This window comes from Novosphingobium sp. BL-A-41-Hi4B-X5A, from assembly GCF_055521705.1.
Window position 1 is genome coordinate 1,897,383 of record NZ_CM145500.1, and the last position, 11,763, is coordinate 1,909,145.

General features: G+C 64.5%; 11 protein-coding genes. 5 read left to right on the top strand and 6 right to left on the bottom strand.

Features of this window, described 5'->3' with window-relative positions; translation table 11 throughout:
- Positions 1 to 3 precede the first annotated feature (3 nt).
- A complete protein-coding gene (locus ACZ1JY_RS09150) occupies positions 4 to 1,026 on the top strand; it encodes a Rieske 2Fe-2S domain-containing protein (protein ID WP_465129077.1) in 1,023 nt (340 codons plus the stop codon).
- A gap of 36 nt (positions 1,027 to 1,062) precedes the next feature.
- Here ACZ1JY_RS09150 and ACZ1JY_RS09155 read toward each other — a convergent pair whose 3' ends face one another.
- Together ACZ1JY_RS09155 and ACZ1JY_RS09160 are read right to left on the bottom strand one after the other, a co-directional pair.
- Positions 1,063 to 1,491, bottom strand: coding sequence for a nuclear transport factor 2 family protein (locus ACZ1JY_RS09155; RefSeq protein ID WP_465129078.1), 429 nt, complete (start codon positions 1,489 to 1,491; stop codon positions 1,063 to 1,065).
- Positions 1,491 to 2,693 (bottom strand): MFS transporter, encoded by a 1,203-nt coding sequence (locus ACZ1JY_RS09160; protein WP_465129079.1) that lies wholly within the window; start codon positions 2,691 to 2,693, stop codon positions 1,491 to 1,493. Before ACZ1JY_RS09160 ends, ACZ1JY_RS09155 begins: the two co-directional genes overlap by 1 nt.
- 241 nt (positions 2,694 to 2,934) lie before the next feature.
- Between ACZ1JY_RS09160 and ACZ1JY_RS09165 the strand changes: the two genes are divergently transcribed.
- The 4 genes from ACZ1JY_RS09165 to ACZ1JY_RS09180 are packed head-to-tail and all read left to right on the top strand — an operon-like array spanning position 2,935 to position 6,940.
- Positions 2,935 to 4,050: an FAD-dependent oxidoreductase gene (locus ACZ1JY_RS09165; protein WP_465129080.1), complete on the top strand. Its 1,116-nt coding sequence runs from the start codon at positions 2,935 to 2,937 to the stop codon at positions 4,048 to 4,050.
- Between the two features lie 26 nt (positions 4,051 to 4,076).
- Positions 4,077 to 4,991, top strand: coding sequence for a VOC family protein (locus ACZ1JY_RS09170; RefSeq protein ID WP_465129081.1), 915 nt, complete (start codon positions 4,077 to 4,079; stop codon positions 4,989 to 4,991).
- 3 nt (positions 4,992 to 4,994) lie between these two features.
- A complete protein-coding gene (locus ACZ1JY_RS09175; RefSeq protein WP_118073006.1) occupies positions 4,995 to 6,152 on the top strand; it encodes an alpha/beta hydrolase family protein in 1,158 nt (385 codons plus the stop codon).
- A complete protein-coding gene (locus ACZ1JY_RS09180) occupies positions 6,149 to 6,940 on the top strand; it encodes a cyclase family protein (protein ID WP_118073005.1) in 792 nt (263 codons plus the stop codon). Before ACZ1JY_RS09175 ends, ACZ1JY_RS09180 begins: the two co-directional genes overlap by 4 nt.
- 53 nt (positions 6,941 to 6,993) lie before the next feature.
- Here the strand turns inward: ACZ1JY_RS09180 and bioD are convergent, their stop codons facing one another.
- The 4 genes from bioD to ACZ1JY_RS09200 all read right to left on the bottom strand — a co-directional run bounded on the left by bioD (position 6,994) and on the right by ACZ1JY_RS09200 (position 11,633).
- Positions 6,994 to 7,614: a dethiobiotin synthase gene (gene bioD / locus ACZ1JY_RS09185; protein ID WP_118073004.1), complete on the bottom strand. Its 621-nt coding sequence runs from the start codon at positions 7,612 to 7,614 to the stop codon at positions 6,994 to 6,996.
- Positions 7,611 to 8,759: an 8-amino-7-oxononanoate synthase gene (locus tag ACZ1JY_RS09190; protein ID WP_465129082.1), complete on the bottom strand. Its 1,149-nt coding sequence runs from the start codon at positions 8,757 to 8,759 to the stop codon at positions 7,611 to 7,613. The genes bioD and ACZ1JY_RS09190 overlap by 4 nt, the downstream gene beginning before the upstream one ends.
- Positions 8,759 to 9,826 carry a biotin synthase BioB gene (gene bioB / locus ACZ1JY_RS09195; protein ID WP_205525271.1) on the bottom strand — a complete coding sequence of 356 codons (1,068 nt, stop codon included), beginning with the start codon at positions 9,824 to 9,826 and terminating at the stop codon, positions 8,759 to 8,761. Before bioB ends, ACZ1JY_RS09190 begins: the two co-directional genes overlap by 1 nt.
- A gap of 133 nt (positions 9,827 to 9,959) precedes the next feature.
- Positions 9,960 to 11,633, bottom strand: a complete 1,674-nt coding sequence (locus tag ACZ1JY_RS09200; RefSeq protein WP_465129083.1) for a sensor domain-containing diguanylate cyclase — start codon at positions 11,631 to 11,633, stop codon at positions 9,960 to 9,962.
- Between the last annotated feature and the right edge of the window lie 130 nt (positions 11,634 to 11,763).

An 11,763-nucleotide genomic window follows, 5' to 3' on the forward strand; every position in this document is an offset into this window, starting at 1 on the left:
ACCGTGAGCGCCTTCATTCGCAATGGCTGGTATATGGCCTGCTGGTCGCACGAGGTACCGGACGGTGGCTTTCTGGCCCGCCGCCTGCTCGACAAGCCGTGGGTCATCTGGCGCAAGGCCGATGGCGAGTTGGTGATGATGGCCGACCGCTGCCCGCACCGCTTCGTGCCGCTGAGCCGAGGTGCGCGCGATGGCGATATGATGCGCTGCGGCTATCACGGGCTGGCATTCGATGGCGCTGGCAACTGCGCGCACAATCCGTTCAGCGGCCAGCCGCTCGACATCGCCAAGGTAGATGTGCTGCCGGTGGTGGAGAAGTATACCGGCGTGTGGTTCTGGCCGGGTGATGCCGAAAAGGCTGATCCCGCGCTAATTCCGGATTACAGCTTCATCGACCATGACGGGCCGCTGCATCGTGGCGTGATCAAGATGGACGCCAGCTACGAGCTGGTCACCGATAACCTGATGGACCTGAGCCATGCCGAATTCATCCACCGCGAAAGCTTCGGCACGAACGGCGCGCTGCTGACCTGCGGCGAGCACGAGGTGATCCAGGAAGACAATGGCGCGATCTGGAACAACTGGACGATGCCGAATTCCACTCCGCCGGCCTGGGCCATGCCAATGCTGCCGGAAGGGGCGAAGACCGACCAGTGGCTGCACATGCGCTGGAATGCCCCGTCGAACCTGGCACTGTACATCGGCCTTGCCCGATCAGGCACGGACCGCAAGGATCTCGTCGTGCCACTCATGGGCGACCCGCATATCCTGACGCCCGAAACGGCAACGTCGACGCACTATTTCTACACGCACGAACCGACCCCCGAGGCCCATGCGCTGCTTGAGAAAGCCTTCCTCGAGGAAGACCACCCGATGCTGCACGCCCAGCAGGAAGCGATGGGCGATAGCGATTTCTGGGATCTGCGCCCGGTGATCCTGCCGTCGGACGCCGGCGCGATCCGGGTCCGCCGGCGGATGATGCAATTGCGCCGTGCGGAAGCCGGGGAGCCGGAGGCCGCCGAATAGGGCGGCCACGGCCAGCGCGCGCTCAGAACATCGCCCTCAGAACATCGGGTGCGCGTTTGCCGATTTTTCCGGGATCGGCTGGATCACGTCCCAGTGCTCGACGATCTTGCCGTCCTTCAGGCGGTAAAAGTCGGCCACGGCAGCACCGCGCGCGGCTGGGTCAGGCCTGGCGAAGATGTGGATCGCGGCAAGATCGCCATCGACGATGATCTTGCGCACCTCGAAGCTGTGCTTCGGGTCGGAGAACATCGGTTGCAGCAACGCGATCGCCGCCTCGCGTCCATCCGGCACGCCCGGATTGTGCTGGACGTAGTCAGGCGCGACGTAAGTCTCGAACGCCTGGCGCACGTCGCGCTCGACGTAGAACAGCCGGGCGAAGTCCTCGATGATGCGGCGGTTGTCCGCGGCTGCCGGGCCATTGCCGAGCAGGGCAAGGGACACGGCAGCCGTGAGCAGGCGGCGCATCAGGCCAGCGCCGTTTCGGCCTGGCGCGGGGTGACGATGAACCACGTCACCACCGCGATCACGATGCCCAGCAGCCCGGCGATTACGAACGCGCCCTGCATCGAACCGCTCGACGTGCGGGCGACGCTGACCAGCAGGGGCGAGACGAACTGGCCGAGGAAGAACGCAGAGGTCCATACGCCCATGCCGCGCCCGCGGTGTTCGAAGGGCAGGTAGCCTTGCGCCCAGGCGATCAGCGTCGGCACGGCCATGCCGGCGCCGGTCTGCTGCAGGGCCATCCCGGCAACCATGCCCTTCCAGTCGCTCGCAGAACCGATCACGGCAAGTCCTGAGCCGAGCAGCAGGAGGAAAATGGTCAACTGGGTGCGCGCGCCGAGGCGCCCGGTGGTCCAGAAGATCAGCGCGCCGACGATCACGAACATGCTCGGGATCGTGGTCAGGCGGCCGATTTCCTTGGGATCGGATACGCCAAGCTCCTGCCAGACGATGCCGCCATTGATGATGAAGACGTAATAGAGCGCGCCGCCGAACAGGGTGACGAGACCGAACAGGAGCACACCCTTCCACGGGAACGGAGTGCTTGCTTCGGCACCGATGCCCAGCATCTTGCGGGCGGTGTCGTCGTTTTCCGGCTCATAGATGAATGCGAGCATCGCGAAGAAGCAAAGGAAGCCAACTCCATAGATCGCAAAGACCGCGTTCCAGCTCATCGAAGCGAGATAGCCCGACGTGAAGATGACGGCGCTGCCGAAGAACGGGCCGACGATGCCCTGCATCGAAAGCCAGCGATAGCGCCCCTTTTCGTCCCAGTAATCTCCGATCAGAGTGTTGACCGTGGTGAGGATCGCCGCTTCTGCGACACCCAGCAGCAAGCGCGATGCGTAGATGTGGTCGAGATTGTCGAGCAGCATCGGTGCCATGCCGACGAAACCATAGAGTCCCGTGGACCAAAGCAGCAGGCGGCGACGACCGAACTTGTCGACGAGCAGGCCCGCGAACAGGGCAAGGATCGCCACCGTCAGACCGGGTGCCGAGACCATGGCTGGCACCTTGGTCGGCGCGGATGGATCGCTCGCGAAATGCGCGATCATGGCGGGCACTGCCGGGAACATCGACACGATCGCGACGATCGGCAGGAAGCCGGTCAGAACTATGGTGAGGCCTTGCGGAATGCCCGGTTGGCGCCTGGCTGAGGTGGTCATCTATTCTCCCTGCGGCACATGTCAGCCGCATTCTAGAACCTTTATTCTCAATCGGTATCCCTTCGCGCAACCTGCGAGTCAAGCTAATGGACTGGATGGCAAATCATCAATTTCAGGCATGGCAGGGCATAAAAATTACTTGCTTGGTGTATTGGTCGCGGCATTCTAGACCCGTTTCCGATCCTGATTCAGCTTAACGAGAGGGGGCCGGCCGTTTGCTGCGGACGGCCAGTATAATAGCATGGAAAATCTCGATATTCTTGTCATCGGCGCAGGCATCGGCGGTCTTTCCGCTGCGATTGCCCTGGCACGCAAGGGGCACACCGTCACCGCGATCGAGCGCGATCCGAACTGGTCGGTCTATGGCGTGGGCATCATCCAGCAGTCGAACGTGCTGCGCGCGATGGACCAGCTCGGCGTGCTCGACAGGTTCATGGATGCGGCCTGCGGCTTCGACGCGGTGGAGATCTTCCTGCCCGATGGCACCAAGGTCGCCCGCGTGCCGAGCCCGCGCCTCGTCGAAGGTCGCCCCGCCAACGTCGGCATCGGTCGTCGCGCCTTGCAGAAGGTGCTGGGCGACAGCGCCAAGGAACTGGGCGCCGAGATTCGCCTCGGCATCACCGCCGATGAGATTGTCGATGATGGCGAGAAGGTGGCCGTGACCTTCTCGGACGGTTCGTCGGGCATCTACGACGCCGTGATCGGCGCCGATGGCGTCTATTCGCAGACGCGCGACGCCATCCTGCCCCAAGCCGAGAAGCCGGTGTTCACCGGGCAGGCCGTGTGGCGCTACAACTTCCCGCGCCCCGAGGGTCTCGATGCGCTGCAGGTCTACAACGGCCCGACCGGCGTTGGCCTTGTGCCGATGAGCGCGGACGTGATGTACATGTACGTCACCACGCCCGAGCCCGGCAAGCCGTGGTATCCCAAGGAAGGCATTGCCGCCGCGATGCGCGCCAAGCTGGCGAACTGCTCGCCGGCGATCCGCGAACTGGGCGAGCAGATCACCGATGACGAGGGCGTGGTCTACCGCCCGCTCGAAGGCATGCTGGTGCGTGGAGACTGGAGCAAGGGCCGCGTCGGCCTGCTGGGCGATGCCGTCCACGCAACGACGCCGCACCTGGGCCAGGGCGCTGGCATGGCGATCGAGGACGCCATCGTCATCGCTGAAGAGCTTGAGCGCCACGACAACGTCGAAGCCGCGCTCAAGGCCTATCGCGACCGCCGCTTCGAACGCTGCCGCTACATCGTCGAGAGCAGCCTTGCCATCTGCCACGGCCAGCTGGGCGTGGGGCCCGCGGTCGACAACCACAAGGCGACCGCTGAAATGTTCGGCGTCGTCTCGCAGCCGATCTGATTTACCCGCATTTCAAGGAAGATCCCATGAGCCGCGTTACCGAAATCCGCTATGTCGGATATGGCGTGAAGGAATTCGACGCCGAGAAGACCTACTACACCGACGTCTGGGGCCTCGAGCCGGTCGGCGAGGACCAGAACCATGCCTGGTTCAAGGCGCAGGGGCATGACGAGCACCACGTGGTGCAGCTGCGCCGCGCTGACGAGAACCGCGTCGACGTGATCGCCCTTGCGGCTGACAGCCGCGCCGATGTCGACGCACTGCGCGCCAAGGTTGCCGATGCCGGATGCAAGATCGTCAGCGAGCCTGCCGATCTGACCTCGCCCGGCGGTGGCTACGGCTTCCGCTTCTTCTCGCCCGATGGCCTGATGTTCGAAGTCTCGAGCGACGTGGCCCGTGGCGCCAAGCGGGAACTGGCGCGCTGGGAAGGCGTGCCGGTGAAGATCAGCCACATCGTGCTGCATTCGCCGAACCATCAGGAAGCGGTGAAGTTCTTCTGCGACGTGCTCGGCTTCAAGGTTTCCGACTGGCTGGGCGATTTCATGTGCTTCCTGCGCTGCAATTCGGCGCACCACCGCATCGCGATCCTGCCGGGACCTGCGTGCCTCAACCACGTCGCCTACGACATGCTCTCGGTCGATGACATGATGCGCGGTGCGCATCGCCTGAAGATCAAGGGCATCGACATCAGCTGGGGTCCGGGCCGCCACACCGCTGGCAACAATACCTTCAGCTATTTCGTGACGCCGGGTGGCTTCGTCACGGAGTACACCTCGGATCTCGAAGAGGTGGACTTCGAAGCGCACCAGCACAAGGTCCACACGCCTGCGCCGATGGTCATGGACCAGTGGGGCATCGGCGTGGGCGGTCCGCAGACGATGCCGCATCCGCACGTCAATCCGGGCCTGTTCCAGACGCCTGAACTCGTCGGCGGAGCCTGATCGATGGCGCTTTACGAACCGTTCCCGAACTACATCTGGAACCTCTCCGTCTCGATCGCGATGGAGAGCGGTGGGCAGATCGGCGAAATCGTCGACATGTGCCAGCCGATCATCGATGCCGCTGCCAATGGCGGCGATGCTGGCACGCCGCAGTTCATGAAGCAATGGGCCGCCTATGGCGACAAGCTGATCGAACTTGCCGCAGAGGACGAGGCCAAGGGCCGCGCGTTCTCGGCGTCCAACAAGCTGGAGCGCGCGTCGCTCTACCTGCTGGTGGCCGAACGCATGCAGGGTCACGGCGCGCCGGGCCGCAAGGAGACTTACGCCAAGGCGCTCGACGCCTTTGCGAAGTCGACCGCACTGGGCAAGATCAACCGCGAGCGCGTGGAAATCCCGCTGGCGACCGGCACGATGTCGGCGCTCTACACCCGCGCCGAAGGGCCGGGGCCGCATCCGGTGGTGGTCTATTGCAACGGCCTCGATAGCTGCAAGGAACTGCTCTACTGGAGCCGCCTGCCCGAAGCCCTGGCCCGTCGTGGCGTTTCGACGCTGTGCGTCGACCAGCCGGGGACGGGCGAGGCACTGCGCCTGCAGGGCCTCCCGGTTGATCCGCATTCGGAGAACTGGGCGAGCAAGGCGGTGGACTGGCTGGAGAGCCAGGCAGACGTCGATCCCAAGCGCATCGGCATGACGGGCATCTCGCTGGGTGGCCACTTCGCCCCGCGCGCCGTAGCCTATGAACCGCGCTTTGCGAGCGGCGCGGTATGGGGTGCCAACCACAACTGGCGCGAGGTGCAGGACAAGCGCATGAAGCGCGAGGGCGAAAACCCCGTTCCCCACTACTGGGCGCACGTGATGTGGGCCTTCGGTGCCGAGACGATGGAAGAATTCCTCGAGAAGTCGACCGACATGAACCTCAATGGGCACATGGGGTCGATCAAGGTGCCCTTCCTCGTCACCCACGGCGCGCAGGATCGCCAGATCAGCGTGTCCTATGCCGACGACCTCTACGACCAGTTGATCAATTCGCCCCGCCGCGAGAAGGTGATCTTCACCGCCCGCGAAGGCGGTGTCGAACACGTCGGCGCGGACAACATGTCGTACGGCCGCGACCTGATCGCCGACTGGTTCGCCGAGACGCTTGGGGGACACACCGCATGACACGCCGTTTCGTCGATCTTTCGATCTATCTCGAGAACGATGTCATCACCGATCCGCCGTTCCTGCGCCCCAAGATCGAATACCAGAAGCATGGCGAGACGATGCCCGAACTGGGCTTCTTCTTTCCCGGCGTGACACCCGAGCAGACGCCGGACGGCGCGGGCTTCGCGGCGGTCGAGAACGTGACGCTGACCACGCACAACGGCACGCACCTCGACGCGCCGTGGCATTTCCACCCGACGATGGACGGCAAGGACGGCGAACCGGTGCCATCGATGACGATCGATGAAGTGCCGCTGGAATGGTGCTTCCAGCCGGGGGTGAAGCTCGACTTCCGCCACTTCCCCGATGGCTATGTCGTGACCGCGCAGGATGTGGAAGACGAACTCAAGCGCATCGGGCACGAGCTCAAGCCGCTGGAAATCGTCATGGTCAACACTGCTGCCGGCAAGGCGGTGGGAAATCCCGACTATGTCAGCATCGGCTGCGGCATGGGCTATGAAGCGACGATGTACCTGACCTCGCGCGGCATCCGCGTGACCGGCACCGACGCCTGGAGCTGGGACGCGCCGTTCGTTCACACCGCCGAGAAGGTCAAGGAAACCGGCGACACCTCGCTGATCTGGGAAGGCCACAAGGCCGGGCGCGACATCGGCTATTGCCACCTTGAAAAGCTGCACAATCTTGAGGTGCTGCCGCCGGACGGCTTCATGGTCAGCTGCTTCCCCCACAAGATCAGGGGCGCTTCGGCCGGTTGGGTCCGCGCCGTGGCGATCTTCGAGGAGTGACCAGTTTCGCCCTCATCACTGCTGCCTGGACGGGGGAGTGGTGAGGGCGGAAACTAGCGGAAATCCTGGACGCAGAAGCCTTGCGCAAACGCGCTGGCAAGACTTGCCGCATCGAGGTGGTCCAGCATCGGCAATCGACCGAGCCTCTTCACCTCGCCCATCGCGCAGATCGTGGCCTCGCTGTCCTCGTTCGCCTCGCCCACGAACGCCACGCCGTGAATCGGCACGCCGCGCGAGCGCAGCGCCTCGAACGTCAGCAGCGAATGGTTGATCGTGCCGAGCGCGGTGCGCGCCACTACGATGACCGGCAGGTTCCACCACGCAAAGACATCAGCGTATGTCGTATTGCGGGTCACGGGAACGAGCGCCCCGCCCGCCCCCTCGACCACGAGCGGGCGCACGTGCGGCAGGGACAATTGCGCCAGGTCGATCACCACGCCGTCAATCTCTGCCGCGCGATGCGGCGAGCACGGTGTGTTCAGGCGATAGGCCTCGGGCAGGACGTTGGCAGCAGGAACACCGGCCAGCCGCGCGACGTGGTCGCGGTCCGCGCCATCGTCCAGCCCCGCCTGCACCGGCTTCCAATAGTGCGCGTGCAACGCTCCGGTGAGCGCTGCAGAGAAGATTGTCTTGCCGATGCCGGTATCCGTTCCGGTAACGACGAAGGCGCTCATCGCAGTGCCTCCGAAAGAGCCGCCCCCAGCGCGTCGACGTCTGCGGCGGTGGCGTTGAGAGTCAGCGAGATGCGCAAGCGGCTGGTGCCTTGCGGGACAGTCGGTGGCCGGATGCCGCGCACGTCAAATCCCTTGGCCTGAAGCGTCGAGGCGACGGCCATGGTCCGCGCGTCCTCGTGCAGGATCAGCGGCAGGATCTGCGATCCCGAAGGCAGCGCACCGTGCGGGGCAAGCACGCGCTCGGCATGGGCGACGAGAGCGCGCAGGGCTTCGCGGCGTTGCGGTTCGTCCGCCAAGATCCGCAGCGCTTCGCGCACGGCAGCGCAGACAAGCGGCGAAGGCGCGGTGGAGAAGATAAAGGGACGACCACGATTGACGAGGAAATCGCGCACGACCTTGGGACCGAGGACCAGCGCACCTTCGCAGCCCATCGCCTTGCCGCAAGTGCGCAGCACCACAGTGTCGGGCCGGCCATCGAGCGTGGCGGCGATACCGCGGCCATCCGGCCCGAACACGCCAGTCGCGTGGGCCTCGTCGATCAGCATGATCGCCTCGTGACGCTCGGCCACCTTGGCCATGGCGGCCACGTCGGCCATGTCGCCATCCATCGAGTAAAGCGTCTCGAACGCAAGCCAGATGCGGCCGGTGTGGCCCTTGGCGCGCCAATCGCGGGCGGCGTCATCGAAGCTTTGCGGATCGTTGTGCGCGGCACTGACCGAGGTCGCGCGGGTCAGGCGCAGGCCTTCGTGCATCGAGGCGTGGACGAGTTCGTCATAGACGATCAAGTCACCGCGCTGTGGCAGGGTGGAGAGCAGCGCGACATTGGCGGCATAACCCGCCGAGAAGAACAGCGCGGATTCGCTGCCGAAGAAACGTGCCGCTTCCTGTTCCAGCAGCTCGTGCTCCGGATCGTTGCCGCGCAAAAGCCTCGACCCGCCCGAGCCCAGCGGCACCCCGCGCGCGATGGCTTGCTGCACTGCCGCCGCGAGCCGGGGCGAGGAGGACAGCGCAAGGTAATCGTTCGACGCAAAGTCGATCCCGCGCCGGGGTGCAAGGCTACGCAGGCGGGCCTTTTCGCCAAGGCCGGCAAGATCAGCGGTATGCGCCGACCAGAGCGAGCCGGTGCGCGTGGTGCTTTCAGCCATCAGGCCGCGCAGCCTCCCGAACAGCCTCCGACTGCCTTCATCGCTCTCATGGGTTCCTCGCCTTCCATCGGCTTCAGACCGAGGCGGGCGAACATGGCGGCATCCGCATCGTCGCCGGCATTGGCAGCGGTGAGCAGCTTGTCGCCGGTGAAGATCGAATTGGCGCCGGCCATGAAGCACAGCGCTTGCGTCGCTTCCGACATCGATTCGCGGCCTGCCGACAGGCGCACCATCGAAAGGGGCATGGTGATGCGCGCAACGGCGACGGTGCGGACGAACTCGATGTCGTCGATCTTGGCGAGCGGTGTATCGGCCAGCATGTCGCCGAGCACGGTGCCCTTGATCGGCACCAGCGCATTCACCGGCACGCTTTCCGGGTGCTGTTCGAGCGTGGCCAGCGCATGGACGAAGCCGACGCGATCGGCGCGAGTCTCACCCATGCCGACGATGCCGCCCGAGCAGACGTTGATGCCCGCGCTGCGCACGTTGTCGAGCGTCTGCAGGCGGTCGGCAAAGGTGCGGGTGGTGATGACTTCCTCGTAGCGTTCGGGCGAGGTGTCGATGTTGTGGTTGTAGTAGTCGAGCCCCGCTTCGGCGAGCTGCGCGGCCTGGCCCGGCGTCAGCATGCCCAGCGTCATGCAGGTCTCCATGCCCATCTCGCGCACGCCCTTGATCATCGCGATGATCGCCGGCATGTCGCGCTCCTTGGGATTGCGCCATGCCGCGCCCATGCAGAAGCGCTTTGAGCCGTTGTCCTTGGCCTGCGCGGCGGACTGCAGCACCTTCTGCACTTCCATCAGCTTGGTCGCCTCGACGCCGCTATCGGCCTTCACCGACTGCGAGCAATAGCCGCAGTCCTCGGGGCATCCGCCGGTCTTGATCGAGAGCAGCGTGCACAGCTGCACTTCGCCCGCGCGATGGTGCTGGCGATGGACCTCTGCGGCGCGGAACACCAGTTCGGTGAACGGCAGATCGAACAGCGCGGCGATCTCCTCGCGCGTCCAGTCGGTACGGACGGAACCGGCAGGTGCAGTCGTTTCGCGCTGGCGGATGAGGGTATCTTGCACGGCGGGAGTCCTTCGCAGTCTTCGAATTCTGCGGCCCATAGCGCAAATCCATGCCGCATGCTCAAGTGAATTAGCAAAGCTGCAAACCGGCAATTTGCATTTCACGGTGCGGAACGGGCCTTGCCGGCTCCCGTCAGGCCACGGCGCGGTTCGCCACGTCGAAGCCGGTGACCTTTTCCCGCATGGTGCGATTGCGACCCAGCCGCTTCGCTTCGTACAGGAGCTGGTCGCAGCGCGCATAGAGCGCGACGAAGTCTATCTGGAGATTGCCAGTGGTGTCGTGCTCCACCAGGCCCATGCTCGCCGTGACGATCCGGTCAAGGCCGGGCACTTCGGTGGAAACGCGCGTGGCGATGGCACGGCGGCAACGCTCGGCACGGGCTGCGGCATCTTGGCCACGCAGGAGCAGCAGGAATTCCTCACCCCCCATCCGGATCGCCTTGGTGTCCCGATCGTCAAGCAAGGCACCGGCAGCCGACCGCAATACGATATCGCCCATCGCATGGCCGTGCGTATCGTTCACGTCCTTGAAGTGATCGAGATCGATGACTGCCATGGTCCTGAAGCCACGGTCGAAAAGCTGTTCGAAGCGCTTCTCGATCGTGCGGCGATTCCTGAGGCCGGTCAGCGGATCGCGGTCGGCCACGCCTTCGAGTTCGATGGCGCGTGCGGTGGCACGGTCACGCTCCTGCCTGACATCGACGAAGCGGTTCACGATGCCCAGGGCCGTAACCAGCACCTCGAAGGCCAGAGCGAGCTGGTAAAGTTCGATGGCCTCGGTGGGATGAAGGCCGGGAAGAAGAAAAGCCGATATGCGCCAGGACCCGATCAGCAGAATCGGCGTCCAGGCTATGATCTGCAGGCGGACCGCTGTGCTGCCACGCCGATGTGCATCCCACAGCATGGCTGCCAGCACCATGATCGCCACACCCATCAACAGGTGCATTGCAGGCGATGAAAGGCTCCTCATCGCGTCGACGGGCAGGCAGGCGATGAGACCGCCGATGGCAATCGCGGGCGCCGTGCGCTGTCCCAGCCATCGCAGGCGCGGCGCCAGCTTGTCAGCCTCGATAAAGCTTGCGGCAAACAGCAGCGCGGCGCTCGCCATGGTAGAAAAGGCGATGTTCGAAACCTGCCATTCCCACACCGCGCCAACATCGACGAAGATATGCAGAAACCCGGTGGCGAATGCAGCCTGTACCAGCATGGCCGCCACCATCACCAGATGCCAGATCACGTAGCGCTCGGGCAGGACGGAGTAGAATGCGGTGTTGATCAGCAGGGGCACGAGCAGCATCCCGCAGATCGCCGCCATCACGATGATCCGGGGCAAGGGCCAGCCGCTCCCTTCGGGATAGGCATCGAGCCGCATCTCGCTCATGATGGTCTTGCCCCAGGGCTTCACCACCCTGACGGCAACGGCCCTCGTTTCCGAGGTCACCCCGGCCACCGGGATCACCATGTACGGCCCGGCGGCCAGATGGTGGACGTCTGCCGGCCAGAAGGAGGACCAGCGGATCGCGCCGTCCTGCCCGAGCAGGCCCACGTCCACCCGTTCGAAGTTGCCGGTATGCGTGACAAGGCTTTGCGGGAGAACGCGGCCATCCTCGTTGCCGAGATCGAAGCGGATTAGAACCTCTTCCGCCAAGGACCATCCGCTGTCATCGCAGCGCCAGCGCGACGGCATTGATGCAACCGTCTGCCAGGTTTCGCCGGTCGAGGCATCGGCATGGCAGGCAGACAGGGGGCGCACGGGTTCTGCCTGTCCTTCGACGGACCAGAGACCGACGAAGACCACCAGCATCATGCACAGCCAGCGTCTGAACCCACCCAACATGGATGAAGCGCTACCTGAGCAAACTTAGAAGCTCGTTAATCCCTGACAAGAATTGCCCCGAAATCGGGGTTAAGTTCCGATGTCGGAATATTCATGAACT